A 17,803-nucleotide genomic window follows, 5' to 3' on the forward strand; every position below is an offset into this window, starting at 1 on the left:
TCAATAAGTATGAGTTTTAAAAAGATTGGTATGTTTGGAGGAGAAGATAACGTATGATTACAGGTAAACATTTGCTTGAATTGCGAAAGTATCCAAACTCTTTGTATTTTTATTTAAAAGTTGAATTTTTATTTCATTCTAACAAGATGGAAGGAAGTACTTTTACAGAGGAACAACTAGGATTGTTATTAGATAAAAGAATCGTTGTTGGAGAACACGAGTTAGAGGATGTTAAAGAAACTGCAAATTCTTTGGAATTATTCGAATTAATGGTTAACACTTTAGAAGAACCGATCACAGATGATTTATTGCTCAAGTTCCATAACACTCTAAAAAAAGGTACAAAGGATGAAGAAGCAGGTTTATCCGGAACTTGGAAGATATACGACAATAGAATATTAGGAGTCCCTGTCAAATTAACTCCCCCGACCCTAGTTCGAGAGAGGATTAAAGATTTACTTTATCGGTGGGAATTAAGTAATAAATATTTACCTGATATTGCAGAATTTCATGTGGAGTTCGAACAAATTCACCCGTTCCAAGATGGGAATGGACGAATTGGCAGGTTCATTATGTTAAAGCAGTGTCTAGAAAATGGAATTATCCCGATTGTAGTGGATACTGAATATGTTATGGAATATCGTCAAGAGTTGGGTAACGCCCAGATATCTGGAGATCGCACTGGTTTCATTAAGGTACTAGAAAAATGTCAACTTAGATTTATGCAAAAAGAGATTGTTCTGAATACCCTGCAATCCCTGAAAGATAGAGGGCTCTTTTAGAGTTAGATCTCGTTTAAGGCTGGGGGACTGGACTTAACCTTATTGGTGCCGATACGGTTGTGAGCTCTATTCTCTCTCAAAGTTTTATAATAAAAGTATCCCTATCCATAGTGGTCATCTTAATGGGCTGCTTTTTTTCTTGTTTGTTTAATGTAAGTCGATAGCACTATGATATACTCAAATAGTGCATTAATTTTAAGTATTTCATGCGTATGATTTTTCAGTTAGCAGGTGTACCATGTTCACAATCTCCCAATTATTGCTTCAATACATAGCTCTTATTATTAAGGACAAACCGCAGCAAAGGCGGAAGCTAGATACACATTCAGCGGAGATTTATATCCGTAGCAACTATATTGAAATTAGTTATTACCAGGAAGCAGGCGGATACATAAGCCTGCATTTAGCCATCCAAGACCTCCTCCAACAAGGGAGGCTTGAATCCATCACGAGCGCAAAAAGCAATGGGCGGCAGCCCGAGCTTAAATCCTCTTATTGGATCATCCCTCATAGAATAGAGAGCACATGGGATACGCTGCAAATGCTGAAGATGTCGGATCGTTTGCAGCTGCATAAATATCGATTGCAGCCTAATCTACAATCGGCGGAAGAATGGCAGCGAATTGAGCGGGTTTATCAGTTTCTGCAAGAGCGGGATAAGCGGGAATGGGTTACGCGTGAGGAGCGAGCTTTGGAGCTGTTTCAAGCGGAAAAGTGGCTTTCCTCGGAGCTTGGATTGCAATTTCTACGACGATTGGGTCTCAGTCTAGCCGATTTGAAAGCCAAGGTTTACGGCGAGCCGTTTGTTTATTGGCCGCGTCCAGGGGTTCCTTTATCGGAAGCAAAACAGGTATTAATTGTTGAGAATTTATCGATGTTTCATACCTGCAAAAGAGCACTCGAGCAAGGGATTGATTTGCTTGGTTTAATTCCTGATGCGATAATCTATGGAGAGGGCAAGAAGATCGAAGCCAGCTTACCCTTTTATCAGGAGATTTTCAATCAGTCCATCATTCAATTATATTATGCAGGGGATATAGATCCGGAGGGCTGGAGTATCTATGCCCGTCTGAGAGCTAAGTTCCCCGAGTATCCTCTTCAGCTTGCGGCTTCGATTTACGGATGTATGGCTGAGCTGGCACGTATACCTTTTCAATTTATCACAGGGCAACAATCCAATGAAATACATTTTATCACGATTCTTCAGGAGTTTGAGCTGGCGACGAATATCTCTGAGCAGGCGTTAGCGATTATTAAGCAATGCTGGACAAGCCAAGTTAGAATTCCTCAAGAAGTGATTACAATAGAAACTCTTCAGCGCGTGATGGGAGACAGCTAGATGAATGATCGTTTAGACGGTTTTGGAGAACGAATAAAGCGCTTGAATCCTCTATGGTCATTAGGTAAAAGCATGAGCCTGGGCTCCTTGAACGACTATGCACCTATGCTTTCATTATTGCTCTTGCTTGAGGTGTTTTATCGAGAGCTGGATAGCAATCAGCAACGAACTCGCTTCGATTTGATGGAGTCTGCTGGGCAGATGATCGAGGGGATGAAGCTTGGGTTTGAAGTGCTGCCGGAGCAGGTGGAACGTTTAGTTGAGGGCTTGCTGTGGTATAAGGATCCTGAATTGCAACAGCCGTTCATCGCTAGTTATTATGATGAAAAAAGCGCCATAATGGACACGCATACGTTTCGTTATCTGAAGGAGGATCGCTATGCGTCTGATTGGGCTAAAGGCGGAAAAACCGTTTACCAGCTTACAGAGGAAGCTTTAGAGATTATTTTTATGAGTCGCGAATGGCTGCAGGAGCTGGAGATCAGTATTGATCAAATGTATATTCAGCAGCAGATGAAACGCGGTAATTTTCGTAAAGCGCAGCGTGGTTTGGATGATTTGCTGGCACGGGTGCGGCGCTTGATTCAGCAGGAGCTGGAATATCAGGAGGATATAAGGCGTAATCCGAAAATGATTTTTCAGCAAGGGATCAAGCTGCGTAGCAAACGTGAGGCGGAGATAAAAAAGCAATTTGATGAAGAGAAACTGCGCTTTGACGAGCTGCTGCATACGCTGCATCGTTTGAGCGGAACACCTACGGAAGAACAGCGACAGCTGCAGGACAAAATTGAACAGACTCGTCTGGTTCATGATCGTTTTGCCCAATGTGTGCTGCAGAATATGTCTCTAGAAATCGAACTAAGGTATAAATTCCCACATTTATTCTGGAAGCAATCGAATGTTACTTTTCGCCAAACGATATGGGAGGATGCGATTGCGAAGAATGGCTTGCCTCATCCCGATGCGATGAGCTTTGTGCTGCAGCCGCTTTTTTCACCGCAGCCTGACTTTATTTTCCCAATGGATTGGATTTGGCAAGAGCAGGATATGCTGGGAGAGCAGATGTTGGAGCAAGAGCCGGTTGATAAGAATGAAGTGGATGAGGGGAATCAGCCAGGGCGAATAGTGGATTGGGATGAGATTTGCCAGCTGTGGGGACCTATTATGCACGAGGTTGTGGAATATGGCTCTTACTCGTTATCTCAGCTGCGCGATGTATCCTTAGAAGTTCAGCATGCATGGACACGGCAAAAGGAAGCGATTGACCTCTGGCTGATGTTCTATGGAAGCAGCTTTATGGTACCAGAGTTAGATACGGAGGAAAAAAGCTCGGACGAGCGATTGCTCCTGCTGCGTTGGCTGCTTCGTAAGAATGGACGGATGCGTGAGCTAATCGGCAAGCAGATTATAGCGACTATTGAGCCTGGCAAAGCGATGATTCGCTGGAAGGGCGTTGTCATAACCCCATTTCGGATTGAGATAAGGAGTTCCCCCCCATGAGCATTCATATAGAGTATGTGCAGCAGGCTTCGACGATATTTTTTCAGTTGCTGAGGCGAAAAATGATTCCAAATCAGGATCATTTGCTTACGGCATTTTTTGAGCAGGATGAGGTGCGTGAAGCACTGAAGGTGATGGCGGATGAAGCGGGTGTAATGATCGTCCAAGCACCCAGTCATGTGCATTTGGTGGCGCGGGCGGAGGGCTCGGTTTTCGCGACTTCTTTTACCCAAATGAGAAAGCGTTATACAGATATTGAATCCAAAAAATATTTCTATCTGATGAATGTGATTCTACTGGTCTTTCTAGCGGAAGTGGATGTGGAAGCAGCGCGGCGAATGAGGGCGGAGACGAATGGCGTGTCCTATTATCAGCTGGAGAAGCAGGTGCATGCGGTCTTGATGCGTTGGAAACAGGAGCAGCTAGTGTCTGCAACTGCCTTTAGTGCGAATTGGGGAATTGCGATTGAGGAAATCGCAGAGCTTTGGGAAACGATGGCTGTCGATGATGATTCAGATAAAGAAGGACGCTTGATTGGCACACGGAAAACGCATATTGGGCTGATTCATATGGCGATTCGCACGATTCGGGATGAGAATTTGGTCTATATTAGCGAGGATGAGAAGCGGATTATTCCACGGAACGAATTATATGAACGCATGGAAGCGATCTATCACCAGCAGGATCGTTATCAAGCGATGAAGGCTGCGATTGCTCAGGCATTCACGACCACGGAAGAAACGGAGGATAATCCAAATGCCGCGTATTGAGAAGGTACGTTTAGTTGGAATTAAATATGACAGTATGCGCAAGCAATATGCCGATACGACACTTGATTTTATCAATGGCTCTGAACCTCAACATACGCTATTGGCGTTAATGAACGGCGGTGGTAAAGGATTGCTGCTGCAAATGCTGTTTCAGCTGCTTATGCCTCTGACCAAGTGGGGCGCTAAGAGTGAGAATCGGATCGAGGCGTTATTTTATAATGATCACAAGCAGTTTGTGCCTTATACCTTTCATGTTGTTATTGAATGGCGTTTAGATACTTATCCGGTCAAATGGTTGACTACCGGTATTGCGGTGACTGCACAAGAGAAAACGGACAGCGGAGATAGCGATGGGGAGGGCGCAGAGCCCAGATATATGCTGTACACCCATGAGTTTACTAAACCCAGTGATTACGAGATCGAGGCTTTACCGTTGATAGATCAGGGAACGAAGAAAACCGTTTCTTTTCAGGAATGGAAGGAATTTCTTAATAAACATAAAGCGCAGTTCAGAACATATACGGCGAATCAAACCAAGGATTACTTTGAGCTGCTTCTTACCTTTGATATTGATCGTAAAGAATGGGAGCTGCTGCGGGACATTAATCGCCAAGAGGGCGGAGTCGAGGCTTTTTTCAAAAAAGGCCAGGATAATCATGCCTTGTTTCACCATCTCATTATTCCTGAAATCAGCCGACATTTAACGAGTACGGACGAGGTAGGGAAGATTGGGACGCTGTTGGATATTTTTAAGAATAATGCTCGAATTGCGCAAAATCTCCCCAAGCTATTGAAGCGAGAGGATGCGTTTCTTCACTTATTGCAGTTATTGGAGCCGTTGATTGGAAGCTTGGAGCAGAGTGCCTTGCATGAGGGGAAGCAACAGCTTCATAGTGACGAGGGGAATGTAATCCATCATGCGCTGCGTGAGTGGAAGGGCGAGCAGGAGCAAGAGAAGCTCAAATGGGAGCAAAGTAAGCTTGAGAGTGAGGGTCAGCTGAAGGTTTTGTTATGGCAGGAGGATAACCTCGAGTATGCGCGCAAGTGGAAGGATTGGCAAAGCTATCAGCAGCAAGCCAGTGAGACGGAGCTGAAGCTGAACGAAACGCAGCTGCAGTTGCAGGTAAATGTGAAGCAGGAGATACAGCAGCATACGGCGGTATTATGGAACGAAAGACAGTTGATGCTGCGTGACAGAAAGCTGATTCAAGACCAGGTGCGGGAGCTGCAGCAGCAATCGGAGCACAAGGATTTGCAGCAGGAAATGCAGACTATCCTCCCCTTGCTTGAAGCAGAATGGCAGCAGGTTTCTGAGCATTGGGAGCAGGCTTTAAGCGTTTATGAACTAGAGCTTACAAGTATAAAGGGCAGTAGAGATGATGTTCAAGCTCATAATGAGCGGCTAAATGAGGAGATCAATGGACTCAGTGAACAAATCGGTGGTTTGAATGCGAAGCAGCAGCAGTGGAATAACGAAGCGATGACGATGGTGCAACGATTCGGGCAAGCGGCCAATGAAAAACCTGAGGTGCTGGTGAAGCAATTCGATGGTGTTTGGGAGCAACGCTCGGAGGTATTGAAAGCTGTACAGAAGGATAAGCAACAGGCGGAAAAAGAGAAGGAAGCAAGCATTAAAGCAAGGCAAAGCCTGCTAACAACGCTTGGATTTCTCCAAAAAGAATGGAATCAGATGACATTGAAGCGGGATGAGAAGCGGTCGGAGGAGGAACGCCTAGCACATAAATTGGCTGGATTTCTCCGTATTGCTTGCTCATGGGCTCCTGCTGTTTCACGGCAGTGGCTTCAGGACAAAAAGCAGCAGCTTGAGCAGCTTATTGCTGCTAGAAAGGCGGAATTAACTAGCCAACAACAGGCTTTCTGGACACATCAGCTTGATACTGCACTCGCTCAGAATGATTATTGGATTCCTAATCAAGCGGTTAGTACGCTGAAATCAACCTTGGAGGCTCAGGGGATAAACGTTGCTTATGGTACGCAATTATTGCAATCAATGCCATCCGAGCAGTCGTTGCAGCTGCTGACTACGAACCCTTTGCTGCCCTACGGTATAGTGCTGTTGGAAAGAGATTGGCGGAAGCTTGATCTTGTTAAGCTGCGCTTACTTTTGCTGCGTGCACCTGTGCCGATTTATCTGCGTGAGACAATGGAATCGGCTCAGATGTTATTGGAGGAGCCGAACCAAGAATTTATCTCGTTGCAAAATGGTGGTTTGCTGCTGCGGGATGAAGGCTTGCGCATGTCAGTCGAACAGGATCATTATAAGCAGTGGCAGATCAGCTTAAATGAACAGACCTCGATTATGCAAGAGAATATCGGGTTAATCGAAGCTCAGATCGAACAAGGTGAAGCGTTATATGCGGAGCTGGAGTTAGATTCGGCGCAAGCGGATTCGCTAGCTTTGGGTTTGGTACTGGATCAACTTACTGAAGAGCTCCAATCTCAAGCTGATTTGGAAATCAAAACAGCCCAGAAACTTACTTTGATCACGGAACAACTTAAGACTTATGAAGCTACTATTGAAGAGATAAGAAAAGAAATTGCGCAATGTGATGCGGACTTAAAAACGCTTCGTGATTGGACAGTTAAATGCAAGGAGTACCAGCAATGGCGTTCTCAGAAAAAATCGCTGCAAGCTGAAAAGCTGGAGCTTCAAACAAAACTAACGGCAAATGCCGCGCTTAGCAAAGAAATAGATAGCGATTTATTCGCTTTGGACCGAGCAGCTCTACATTGGAAGGAAGCGCAAAAAAGCCTGCTCCAACAGCTGCAAGTATCGCTCACTTCCATCGACTTTAATTTTGAACGGTTATCTCATGAGCGACTTGATGAGTCTGTGAATCAAACAGCATCTGGCTTGTTTGCCCAAGATCACTCGTCGAACTTGAAGCACTTAATTACGAAATGGCAAGGGCTCAGCCAAACGCTGGAGCAGAATAATATCGAATTAGTCAGGCTGAATGTGAGCCTAGCTTATAAGCAGGATGGGCTCAAAGCAAAGGAAAGCGAGCTTGATCTGCTAAATGGTGAATGGCGTGAAGAATCTTTTGCTGAATTGGCCATGGAGGTTTTGCGGAGTGAATGGCAGAAGGCAACGGGAGTTAGGCTAGCTAAAGAACTCGAGCTGCAGGCTTACAAAAATGGGCATTTGGAATTTGTGACTCAAGCCAAGCTAACTTCTCAAGATGTCGAGCGATTGGCAGTTAAGAATAGTGATAAGCATGGCCGGGTGGCAGAGGCTTGGGAAGGGGAAGACCTTTCATTGCGAGAAGCTGAGCTGAAGCTAGGCTTGGATAAGGCATATACCTTTTTGGCTGAATGCAGTCATCTGTTGGCAACTTATGAGAGTAGATTAGCTAATTTAGGTTATCTAATGAAGCTTATTATTTCACAAACGATATCGCAAACTGCTGTTTTTGAAATCCCTGCTGCCATTCGGCAAACTGTCAAAATAGGTGCAGATCAGTTGGTCAATCAGTGGATCGAACAGAACAAGCGTTTAGCTGATAAACGGGGGTCTTTACGGGCAACTGTATTATCAACTAAAGAGAATTTCTTGCAAACCATTCGCGCTCAAGCTTGGGATTCAGAGCTGAAAGAGAGTTTGCAGCGAACCCTGCTTCCCGTTCAATGGGATCAGTATGATCCGACTTTGGAGCTTCTGCGGAGTATGAAGGAGCATGCACACTATGAAATCGAGACACTATTGTTAGATAAGTTGAAATCGGAGCACGCACGAGAGCTTTGGACGAGTAGAGCAAGCAAGCACGTGATTAGCATCATTAAATCAATGCGCTCCATGGCTAGTCGCATGACGATTATTAATCAATCTGGACATCGCTTTCCACTTGTAAAAATGGAGATGAAGCAAGGAGATTTACCTGAGCGGGAAGAGGATATCCAGCTTTTATTAAAGGGGTATTTTGTTAGCTGTATTGAGGAGCTGCTTGCGAAGTTTGAAAGCTTGGAGAGTGTACCGGATGCTGTCTTGGCTGAATGGATGAATGATAGCAAAATTGTCATGGTTGCTTTGAAGAATCGCTATCCTGTCATGTATATTTATAAACCCCAAACAACGAATGTATTTTATTATGAGACGCCTAAGAAGCATCATTATACAGAATGGGAAACATTGAACAAAGGTTCGATTACGGAAGCTAAAGGCAGCGGAGGGCAGTTATTAGCAGCGCGCACACTGATTATGATGATGCTGTTAACGCATAAACGGCAAATTAGGCAGACCAAGCAATGGTCGGTCTTGATTTCGGACAATCCGTTTGGACAAGCAGTATCCGTGCATATTCTCGATCCGATTTTTGCTATTGCTGAGGTTTTAAATTTTCAATGGGTCGTCTTAGCACCGCCTGAGTTAATTAAGATGGATGTAAGCCGCCGGTTTCCCGTGTTCTGGGAATTGGAGCTAAAGCGTTCCACACAAGGTGAAACAATCATCGAGCAGCTCCAGCATGGTGGAAGAACATTTGAGGATCAATTAAGTTTGTTTGATTGAGAATGAGAATAAGTAAAAGCTTCATTAAATTTGTAAGTAAACACTTGAAGTCCTTAATAAACAGGTTTATAATAAAATTAACATATAGGTTAAGTTAACAATTATGTCTAGTAATATATCGTGCGATTTCGGGTTTTCGGAGGCTAACTATGTTGATATTTAATGATAATGGTTTATTAGCTGCACAAGACTACCCGATGACATTAAATCAATTACGTTATAACAGAAATTTATATAGATGGTTCATTTGTTGAAGACAAAGCAAGCCCTAGTGATATAGATGGTTACTTCGTGGCTGATGTAAGAACCTTACCGGACATTGTAAGAGAACTAAACTCAATCGACCCCCATAAAATTTGGAGCTGGAAAGATCGCATTTATGACCGAAATTCTGCAAAATGGCAGCTGCCTATGTGGCATCGATACAAGGTTGAACTATATCCGCATATCGGACAATCGTCAGGGATCGTCGATGAACATGGTTTAGAGCAGATGTTTCCTGCTGCATTTAGAAAAACAAGGGATACATTAGAACCAAAAGGAATAGTGAAAATTATTAAATAAAGGAGTTGAGGAAATTGATAAAAAACGAAACAGCCTATCAAAAGGCACTGGAAAAATTGAAACAAGATAAGATATTTACTACGAAGGAAAAGGTTCGTTTTGTAGAAATGGGTCTTAATGATGAACAGGTTAACATGGCAGTTGAGCCATTAATTTCTTTTCATGAACAATTGAAGGAAGAAGTTGAGTATTATGAAAGAGTAAAAAGAGGGTTGTTTAATCCGATTCACAAGTTTACGGATATTGGAAAAAGCCTTATAGCGTTTAGAATATATATGAATATGACTCAATCTGAGTTAGCTAAAAAACTGGAAGTGTCGGAAGCGCAAATATCTAGAGATGAGCGAAATGAGTATTATGGAGCAACCACAGAGAAAATTGAGGCTGTTATGAGTGCAATGGGAATGAAAGCAACGATAAATATTGAAATTGCTGCAGCATTAGGCGCATAAGAGTATCCAAAACAGTTCGTCCAACAGTTATTAAATTTGATTTTGAATATTGGATATGGAGGATCAGGCTAGCACCTAGATCCTCTTTGCTATATCTTTATAGAATATTACCAGAAACCGAAAGATTACCATCTACTTACGGTTAATTTATTTTGATATAATAAATTACAAACTATTTGAAAACGTTTTCAAAGTTACTTGCTTAATTAGGATAGGAGCTGGAGTAGCATGTACAAATTAGTCATTGTGGACGATGAGCCTTCAGTTCGTAACGGTTTACGTACTTTTTTTGACTGGAGTGCCTATGATATTGAGGTTGTAGGTGAGGCTGAAGATGGTGATATTGCATTGGAGCTAATCGAGCAACTTCAGCCGGATTTAATTCTAACCGATGTGCTAATGCCGAATATGGATGGGATTCGTTTATCTTTAGCATTGAGAAGCAGATTCCCCCATTTGAAAATTATATTTATTACTTCTTACTCCATTCTGAATATTGTTCAAGAGTTAATCGAACGTTATATGAGCGGTTATGCATTTGAGAATCAAAGCGGGGAATTTGTTGGCGTTGTATGTATTCAGGCTGAGGAGCATAAGGAAGATCAATTGTACGCCCTAGCTGAGGATGTGCGGGATAATCTGCTCCGTTGGTTGAAAATTAGTGTTACAATCGGCGTAGGAGAACAAGTGAACCATTTAGCGGATTTACCGCACTCTTATTCTCAAGCACGGGAAGCAACCGATCAAAAGTGGTACTTGGGTAAAAACCAAATCATTTCTATGGATAATATGAAGGTACATGATGAGAACTTTTATCGGTTTGAAGCTAAGGAGAATGAGCATTTGCTTTCGATTCTTAAATCGGCGGATTCCGAGAAGCTGTCTGTTGTTTTAATTGAAATTTTTGCCGCTCTATCAAATAACCGCAGAGAAGGCATTAAATATGGCAGCATTGTTGTCCAGCATAAGCCTGCTTCTTCTCGGAAGCAGGCTTATGCTGGAGCTGAATATCCAAGCTCAAGAAATGGAAGAGAGAGAGCACAGTCTGTGGGAGCTGATTATTAAGCAAGAAACCATTCTCGATCTGCGAAAGCTGGTGGAGTCCTATTTAATTGATGTTTGCCGATTAATTGGCGAGAAACGCAGCGGTAAATCTAAGAATGTTATTGAACGCATCCGATCCGTTATGGACAAGCGTTATTCAGAAAATTTATTAGTAGATGATATCGCCAAGGAAGTTTATTTAACCTCGACTTATATATGCCTATTATTTAAACAGGAAACAGGTGTAACGATCAATGAATATTTAACCTCAGTAAGAATTAAGCAGGCTAAAGAATTGCTTAAAGATCCGCCAGCGTGCGAAATCTGTGGTCCAACTCCGAGCTGGGTTCCTTCACTGGGAGTTTCAGTATAAGTGTGCTATCGCATAATGTCGTCATGCTTAAAGTCACAGGCACAGAAGCAACCGGGATTGAGATGGATAATAGCGGAAGCGGTTTTGTCACAACAGGGACTTGGACTGCAAGCACACTACAGCCGGATACTATGGGGCTAATTATTTAACAGATAATACAGCTGGTGTCGATACGGGTAAAACGGCAAAATGGACACCTACCATTACTCAGGCAGGCAGCTATCAGGTCTATATGCGATGGCCGGCTTTTAACAACCGTCCAGATGCAGCGCCGATAAAAATTAAATACAATGGCGGCAACTCTACCGATATATCAAAATCAGTGAACCAAACGATAAACAGCAATCTATGGGTTTTAATCGGCACTTACAACTGATCAGGAGTAGCAATCTGTAGCAGATCTACTCCTATCAAGAGGGAATTGAGGCCGATTTGTCGAATTGTCATATTATGAGAATTTTATCTTATGACAGTTAAGGAGTATGGCGATGATCGATAAAGTAATTCGCATTTTCAATACTATTAACGCTATTCAGGCAAATTTGCGGGCGCAATATGTCTAAACGATGGTTGATACAGATTGCTCTTGTTCTGGTTATTGTTTTCTGTAGCTCATGCTCTAATGGAGATCAGCCCACTTCCACAACAACAGTAAGACAATCAGATTTTCCAGTAGCCGAGATAGAAAATAGGCTAGAAACTAAAGTACCCATTCTTGAGCAAACGGTTGAAGAGGTAGTCTATGAAACCAGTCAAGTGAGTACTCCGACTGTTACTCCTGCTCCTCCTGTTAAGGAATTTCTTATAGATGTACCTGCTATGTCGCAGTTCCCTGATTATTATAATGGTTGCGAGATTACGAGCTTGGCCATGCTAGTTAATTATCTAAAACTTCCTTTCAACAGGCAGGAGCTTATTAGAATGTTAGTTAAAGATGAGACACCACTTCAAAATGCTGAAGACGGTTCAATTGAAGTATGGGGAGACCCTGATCTTGGTTTTGTTGGTGATATAACTGGAAAGAAGATGGGCTATGGGGTCTATCACAAGCCTATAGGTGATTTACTTGCGCAAATCTCTAATGGTCACATGGTTGATTTGACTGGAAATGAGTTCACTGAGATTGAAAGACAAATTTCTCAAGGTAATCCGGTAGTCGTCTGGACAACATCAAACTTTACTTCCGTTAATAATTGGGTTGAATGGAAGTCCATAGATGGCCGCACAATTCGTGCTACTTTTGAAGAGCACACTGTTTTATTAGTAGGATATGACGAGGAATATGTTTACATAAATAACCCCGCCAACGGGGAAAAGGCAGAGAAAATAGCAAAGCAACCATTCTTAGAAAGCTGGACGCAACTAGGTCAGCAGGCTGTAAGCTATGCTCAATAATAATAATTTTGGAGTGAGCTATTTAAACCTAATCCCAACCACCAGCCACTTGGCAGCCATACATTCTATTGAATACGACAAGTCTTTAAAAGTAATATAACTAGATTTGTTTTGTGTTTTTATAAAAGGCAAACAGCCATATCAAGTCTTGTCCTCTATAAAATGCAAACGAAATTTTAAACGTAGCACATTTGTAATAAATTAAAATTAATCATTTAGAAATTATCTACATAAGCTCTAGAATCTCTCTAAATATATATTCGTTTATTTAGAATCAACTGGAGGTTTTGTGATGAGAATTATCTCTTGGAATTGCAGCCAAGCATTTCGGAAAAAGTGGGTTCGAATCGCGGAAATGTTACCCGATATCGCAGTAATCCAAGAATGTGAATCAATGGAGAAGTTAAAAAAATGTTATGACCCAACTTTCACAAATGCACTCTGGTTTGGCGACAACCCCAATAAAGGAATTGGTATATTCTCTAATCATTTGTACAAATTATCTATACATCCATCTTATGAGAACAGGTTCCATTGGGTGGTTCCTGTTCTAGTTAGTGGAGTTGAAACATTCACCATATTCATTGTGTGGACTAAAGATCATAGTGATAAAAAGCAAAGCTACATAGGACAATTGTATCTTGCACTTCGGCAGTATGAATCAATCTTTCAAAATGAAACATGTATTGTTATAGGTGATTGGAATAGCAATGCAATTTGGGATAGGTTACCGCATGTAGGCAATCATACGACCGTTGTGAATCTGTTAAACGATCACGGTCTAATCAGTGTCTACCATACCCATTTTAATGAACTGCATGGAAGTGAGACCATACCTACATATTATTTACACTATAATCAGAACAAGGGGTACCATATCGATTATGCCTTCATCCCCTCGAAGTGGCTTGATAAACTTGTTGATGTGTCAGTAGGTAATTACGATCTTTGGAGACCTGTAAGCGATCATGTTCCGTTATCATTATTTTTGAAATGATTCAACACCTAATACTATTTCTGCAAACATTGAGTCTCGCTATAATGCGGGGCTTATTTTTTTGCGAAAATACTTCAATGAGCTGCTGCTACAAAATATTAACTCGGTCGAAATAATCACTCATAGGTTCCGAACCTTATTGAGTGATTATTTCTTTTTTCATAGATTATTTTAAATGGAGGGAATCAGTTGTAGATCTCGAATCTCTAGAAACAAGATTACAAATATAATTAGTGGAGGGTATCCGTAATGTGGAGTCCGAATGATTATTTTAAGAATTTATACGAGAGTGTTGCTCCCTCTGAAGGTTTTCATGCATCTTCTAATGAGGAATGGAGCAAGTGGAGTGAGCGTTTACGGAAACGGTTCGTGGAATTGCTAGGGGGTTTCCCTTCTGAGACTTCCGAACTTTCCCCGGTCCTTCTTGAATCAGAAGACTGCGGTACTTATATTCGTCAAAGGATTCAAATCCAAACGTATCCAGGGCTCTACATGCCGATATATGTCCTCCTCCCAAAAGAACGCAAAGAGCGATCGGAAGCAGTAATTGCTTGCCATGGTCATGGATATGGAAGTAAGGATATCGTTGGATTAACTGAAAATGGCGAAGAAAAGACTGGGGACGTGGGCTACCAAAAGAATTTTGCTATTGAATTGGTTAATAGAGGTTATATCACGGTCGCTCCGGAGTTATTAGGCTTTGGTGATCGGAAACTGATTGAGGAAGCGCATGAACCAAACTCCTGTAAACGTCTTTCAACTTTTCTTTTAGCTATGGGCCAAACTATGGCCGGATATCGAGTATTTGAAACTTTGCGCTGTGTAGACTATTTACTGACTCGCGAGGACGTGGACGCAGATCGAATCGGATGTATGGGCATATCAGGCGGGGGGCTTGTGTGTTCGTTTGCTGCAGCAATAGATACTCGAATTTCTGCTGCGGTCGTTAGTGGTTTTACCAATACATTTCAAGCAAGCATTTTATCCATTCATCACTGTATCGATAATTATGTGCCAGGGTTGTCACTTGTGGCTGAAATGCCAGATCTACTGGGATTGATCGCTCCAAGACCTCTCCTGGTCGAAGCTGGCACAAGAGATCCAATTTTTCCTGTACATGCAACCTTAGAAGCATTCGAGAAAATTCGGAGCGTTTACCAGTTGTTGGGAATAGAAGAGAAGTTGGAATTAGATCTGTTTGAAGGTGCTCATGAAATATCAGGAGATGTAGCTTACGATTGGTTTCGTCGAGTTTGGGTATGATGTCATATCCAATTTGTTGCTTGGGCTTTTATTTTCTTGAAAAGCTTTGTTAAATATACGTTAACAGCTTACTGCTGCGCATGGAGCAGCTGCAATTCCTGCGCCTTAACCAACGCTTGCGTACGTGAGGAAACGTCTAATTTACTGTAGAGTCTGGAAACGTAGACTTTAACGGTCCCTACTGATAAGTTCAGCTTATCCGCAATCTGCTTGTTCGATTCGCCTTGATGAATGAGCTTCAGGAGATGGTGCTCAGTCCGGGTAAGTTCTTCAATAAGTGCAGGAGACGGGAATGCCGTTTCCTGCTTTTGTTTGCTTGGAAAGGCTTCGAGCAGCTTCTGAATATAGGTGTTGGATACTCGTGTGAACGGGAAAGAATCCAACGAATCTGAGCGGCTTTTTTGATCTAAGTATTTAACCAGCAGTTTCGCCATAACTTGCCCAGCATCGATGAAGCTCCGGATATAGCCATTGGCCTCTCCAATGACGAGTGCATCATGAAGAGCGGCTAGCGCTTGAGAGCGTTGACCCAGATTTTCCTGCAAGCAAGCTTGAATAATCGAAATCTCCACTTTGCACATGAGACTGTTCTCACGCTGTGCTTGGGGCTTCAGCAATTCGAGCAATCGAAGTGCATCCAGCTCCTTATGCTGTGCGCCAAGCAAACGAGATAAGGCCAAATACTCAAATTCCTTGTTAAAGGTAGGTCTCTCTTTGGCAGATATACGAAGTATGCTCATTGCTTTCTTAGCAGCGGGAAGTTGGCCTTGAAGGAGATAGAGTTGAGATTGACAAGCTCGCAAGTAGGATACCCAATGCGTTTCGGCCAGCTTCAGGACAATGGATATCGCTTCTTCTAAAATGGCGTGAGAGAGCTCAGGTTGGCCATTTGCCCAATAGACATGAGCTTGTGTAATTCGGTTGGGAACAAACAGTCCGGGAATTTGCTGCAAACGGGCAACACTTTCCAGCTTGTGAAGTAAATCTTGGCTTTCTTCTAAACGATTCCACTCATAGAAACCCTCAGCTAGCGATTGAATAAGGTAGAGATTAATGAGGGAATCCTCCCATCCATGCTTCTCTAGAACATTCGAGAACAGCTTGCCAATCGCTTCTGTATCCTTTGACAATACCCCCTTTAACCCGAATGCATTTCGTCGGACAAGGGGGTCTGTCTTGTTATAGTTAAAGTTGTAGAAGATGGAGTTATGCGGTAGAAATTCGTCCAAGATGGCAGCGGTGAAAGAAAACCATTGCTCGAATTGACCACTAGCGAATACAAGATTCGATTTCACGAACAAGAGTCCACTTTGCAGCTGTTGGCGTGCCTCTCCATATTCCATACTGTGAAATTGCTGCTCTACTCGATTTAGCTGATGCCCCGCACTTTCCGCTTGGCCCGTTACTACGAGAATGAAGGCATAGATGAGCGACATCTCGGGTGACAAGCTAGCATGAGTGGTCAGGCTGTCGAACCACTTGAGCAGCGTAGGAAATTCTCCGCGCTGAAGCACATTGGAGATATGACGGGATAGCAAGGTTTCGGCAAATATGTACTCATTGGCAGCAAAGGCATGGTCAATCGCTTCATCCATTAATCCTCGCTCTGCTAAATGGCTACTAGCTAATAGGTTCGTCGATAACCACAAATCCGGGTGTTTTCTTTTTGCAAGATTTCGCAAAAATTCGGCGAATAGATGGTGATAACGATACCAAATGTCATGATCGTCAAGCGGAAGGAGAAACAGGTTCCACTCCTTCAGCTTCTCTAGCATTTGAATGCCATCTGAACGAAGTGTGATGTCATTACAAGCTTTGGCATCCAGACGTTCTAGTACGGACGTACAAAGAAGAAAATCCTGAATGTCCTCAGGAAGCTTCGCTATGACCTCATGGAACAAGTAATCGGCAACGTTCCGATTATACCCAGTAATGTTAGCAATGAAGGGTTCGTAATCGGCTTCGGACCGCAGTGAAATAGAGAACAATTGCAGCCCTGTTATCCAACCTTCGGTTCGATAAAAGAGATGGGCAATAAGCTCAGTAGAAAGAGTAAGACCAGCGGTCTCTTGATAGAAAGCCTCAGACTCGGGCAGTGTGAATTTCAACTGCTGCGTATCAATAATCGTAATCTCATCTCTTACTCTCCATTTTACAGTTGGAAAAGGCAGTTCGTTACGGCTGGAAATAAGCAGATGAATCTGCTGTGGAATATGCTCGATGAAATAGGAAAGTCCGTCATGAATGCTCGTTTCTTCAATGACGTGATAATCATCAAGAAGGAGTGCTGTAGGTTGATTGGCTGTGTGAAGCTCATTAATTAGCGCGTCAAGAAAGGTGTTAATCGATAGATTAGGCAGCTTATGTGCCAGCTGTTCGATTCTATTGCCTGTTGCTGTTGGGAGAGCGTTCGCTAAGCCTTTGGAGACATAACGCCAGAAGCGGACAGAGTCATTATCCAACTCATCCAGTGAGAGCCAAGCCGTAGTGTATGCAGTCTGACGTATCCATTGGCTGAGGATTGTCGTTTTTCCAAATCCAGCAGGAGCGCTGATCAGAGTCAGCTTCCCTTGAACACCTTGTTCAATTAAATCAACCAGTCTCTGTCGTGTAACCTGATTCATTCGGGAGACGGGGGGGGTTGTTTTCGAATGGAGCATAATAGGCTCATGTTCCAAGAAAGAATTCATTATACCTCCGCGATGTATTGCTCTTTTATTTTTTATCTCTAATACAACCTCTTTTTAACTGTGATTTCGATAGCTGGAGTTAACTTTGGTTAATAGTTTTATTATT

The 17,803-nt window shown here is 42.7% G+C and carries 15 protein-coding genes; 14 read left to right on the top strand and 1 reads right to left on the bottom strand.

What is annotated here, in order from left to right; all coding sequences use genetic code 11:
* Nucleotides 1-53 precede the first annotated feature (53 nt).
* The 14 genes from EHS13_RS04160 to EHS13_RS04220 all read left to right on the top strand — a co-directional run bounded on the left by EHS13_RS04160 (nucleotide 54) and on the right by EHS13_RS04220 (nucleotide 15,007).
* Nucleotides 54-782, top strand: a complete 729-nt coding sequence (locus EHS13_RS04160; protein WP_155699158.1) for a Fic family protein — start codon at nucleotides 54-56, stop codon at nucleotides 780-782.
* A 238-nt stretch (nucleotides 783-1,020) separates the two neighbouring features.
* Entirely contained in the window at nucleotides 1,021-2,121 is a 1,101-nt protein-coding gene (locus EHS13_RS04165; RefSeq protein WP_155699159.1) for a Wadjet anti-phage system protein JetD domain-containing protein, read from the top strand.
* Nucleotides 2,122-3,621: a hypothetical protein gene (locus EHS13_RS04170; protein WP_155699160.1), complete on the top strand. Its 1,500-nt coding sequence runs from the start codon at nucleotides 2,122-2,124 to the stop codon at nucleotides 3,619-3,621.
* Nucleotides 3,618-4,391, top strand: a complete 774-nt coding sequence (locus tag EHS13_RS04175) for a DUF6063 family protein (protein ID WP_155699161.1) — start codon at nucleotides 3,618-3,620, stop codon at nucleotides 4,389-4,391. The genes EHS13_RS04170 and EHS13_RS04175 overlap by 4 nt, the downstream gene beginning before the upstream one ends.
* Nucleotides 4,378-8,919: a coiled-coil domain-containing protein gene (locus tag EHS13_RS04180; RefSeq protein WP_155699162.1), complete on the top strand. Its 4,542-nt coding sequence runs from the start codon at nucleotides 4,378-4,380 to the stop codon at nucleotides 8,917-8,919. Before EHS13_RS04175 ends, EHS13_RS04180 begins: the two co-directional genes overlap by 14 nt.
* A gap of 276 nt (nucleotides 8,920-9,195) precedes the next feature.
* Nucleotides 9,196-9,483, top strand: coding sequence for a hypothetical protein (locus EHS13_RS04185; RefSeq protein WP_405083570.1), 288 nt, complete (start codon nucleotides 9,196-9,198; stop codon nucleotides 9,481-9,483).
* 14 nt (nucleotides 9,484-9,497) lie between these two features.
* Complete coding sequence (locus tag EHS13_RS04190) at nucleotides 9,498-9,935, top strand: helix-turn-helix transcriptional regulator (RefSeq protein WP_155699163.1); 438 nt, start codon at nucleotides 9,498-9,500, stop codon at nucleotides 9,933-9,935.
* A 228-nt stretch (nucleotides 9,936-10,163) separates the two neighbouring features.
* Nucleotides 10,164-11,000 carry a response regulator gene (locus tag EHS13_RS04195; protein ID WP_155699164.1) on the top strand — a complete coding sequence of 279 codons (837 nt, stop codon included), beginning with the start codon at nucleotides 10,164-10,166 and terminating at the stop codon, nucleotides 10,998-11,000.
* Nucleotides 10,960-11,352: a helix-turn-helix transcriptional regulator gene (locus tag EHS13_RS04200; protein WP_227013781.1), complete on the top strand. Its 393-nt coding sequence runs from the start codon at nucleotides 10,960-10,962 to the stop codon at nucleotides 11,350-11,352. Before EHS13_RS04195 ends, EHS13_RS04200 begins: the two co-directional genes overlap by 41 nt.
* Nucleotides 11,295-11,501: a hypothetical protein gene (locus tag EHS13_RS36185; protein WP_405083547.1), complete on the top strand. Its 207-nt coding sequence runs from the start codon at nucleotides 11,295-11,297 to the stop codon at nucleotides 11,499-11,501. Before EHS13_RS04200 ends, EHS13_RS36185 begins: the two co-directional genes overlap by 58 nt.
* Nucleotides 11,453-11,728 (top strand): golvesin C-terminal-like domain-containing protein, encoded by a 276-nt coding sequence (locus tag EHS13_RS04205; RefSeq protein WP_155699166.1) that lies wholly within the window; start codon nucleotides 11,453-11,455, stop codon nucleotides 11,726-11,728. The genes EHS13_RS36185 and EHS13_RS04205 overlap by 49 nt, the downstream gene beginning before the upstream one ends.
* A gap of 179 nt (nucleotides 11,729-11,907) precedes the next feature.
* Nucleotides 11,908-12,747, top strand: coding sequence for a C39 family peptidase (locus tag EHS13_RS04210; RefSeq protein ID WP_155699167.1), 840 nt, complete (start codon nucleotides 11,908-11,910; stop codon nucleotides 12,745-12,747).
* Nucleotides 12,748-13,039: 292 nt separating this feature from the next.
* Nucleotides 13,040-13,744: an exonuclease/endonuclease/phosphatase family protein gene (locus EHS13_RS04215; protein ID WP_155699168.1), complete on the top strand. Its 705-nt coding sequence runs from the start codon at nucleotides 13,040-13,042 to the stop codon at nucleotides 13,742-13,744.
* Between the two features lie 249 nt (nucleotides 13,745-13,993).
* The gene (locus EHS13_RS04220) at nucleotides 13,994-15,007 is read left to right on the top strand and encodes an alpha/beta hydrolase family protein (protein WP_155699169.1); all 1,014 of its coding nucleotides are present in this window, start codon (nucleotides 13,994-13,996) and stop codon (nucleotides 15,005-15,007) included.
* Nucleotides 15,008-15,075: 68 nt separating this feature from the next.
* On the opposite strand, the gene EHS13_RS04225 is transcribed toward EHS13_RS04220, so the two are convergent.
* Entirely contained in the window at nucleotides 15,076-17,631 is a 2,556-nt protein-coding gene (locus EHS13_RS04225) for a winged helix-turn-helix domain-containing protein (protein WP_227013782.1), read from the bottom strand.
* Between the last annotated feature and the right edge of the window lie 172 nt (nucleotides 17,632-17,803).

It is taken from the genome of Paenibacillus psychroresistens, from assembly GCF_009728935.1.
GTDB lineage: Bacteria > Bacillota > Bacilli > Paenibacillales > NBRC-103111 > Paenibacillus_AC > Paenibacillus_AC psychroresistens.

What these genes read in the sequence shown, in the direction of transcription:
- EHS13_RS04160 (WP_155699158.1), top strand. Translation starts at nt 54, where the DNA reads ATGATTACAGGTAAACATTTGCTTGAATTGCGAAAGTATCCAAACTCT.
- EHS13_RS04165 (WP_155699159.1), top strand. Translation starts at nt 1,021, where the DNA reads ATGTTCACAATCTCCCAATTATTGCTTCAATACATAGCTCTTATTATT.
- EHS13_RS04170 (WP_155699160.1), top strand. Translation starts at nt 2,122, where the DNA reads ATGAATGATCGTTTAGACGGTTTTGGAGAACGAATAAAGCGCTTGAAT.
- EHS13_RS04175 (WP_155699161.1), top strand. Translation starts at nt 3,618, where the DNA reads ATGAGCATTCATATAGAGTATGTGCAGCAGGCTTCGACGATATTTTTT.
- EHS13_RS04180 (WP_155699162.1), top strand. Translation starts at nt 4,378, where the DNA reads ATGCCGCGTATTGAGAAGGTACGTTTAGTTGGAATTAAATATGACAGT.
- EHS13_RS04195 (WP_155699164.1), top strand. Translation starts at nt 10,164, where the DNA reads ATGTACAAATTAGTCATTGTGGACGATGAGCCTTCAGTTCGTAACGGT.
- EHS13_RS04200 (WP_227013781.1), top strand. Translation starts at nt 10,960, where the DNA reads ATGGAAGAGAGAGAGCACAGTCTGTGGGAGCTGATTATTAAGCAAGAA.
- EHS13_RS04210 (WP_155699167.1), top strand. Translation starts at nt 11,908, where the DNA reads ATGTCTAAACGATGGTTGATACAGATTGCTCTTGTTCTGGTTATTGTT.
- EHS13_RS04215 (WP_155699168.1), top strand. Translation starts at nt 13,040, where the DNA reads ATGAGAATTATCTCTTGGAATTGCAGCCAAGCATTTCGGAAAAAGTGG.
- EHS13_RS04220 (WP_155699169.1), top strand. Translation starts at nt 13,994, where the DNA reads ATGTGGAGTCCGAATGATTATTTTAAGAATTTATACGAGAGTGTTGCT.
- EHS13_RS04225 (WP_227013782.1), bottom strand. Translation starts at nt 17,631, where the DNA reads ATGAATCAGGTTACACGACAGAGACTGGTTGATTTAATTGAACAAGGT.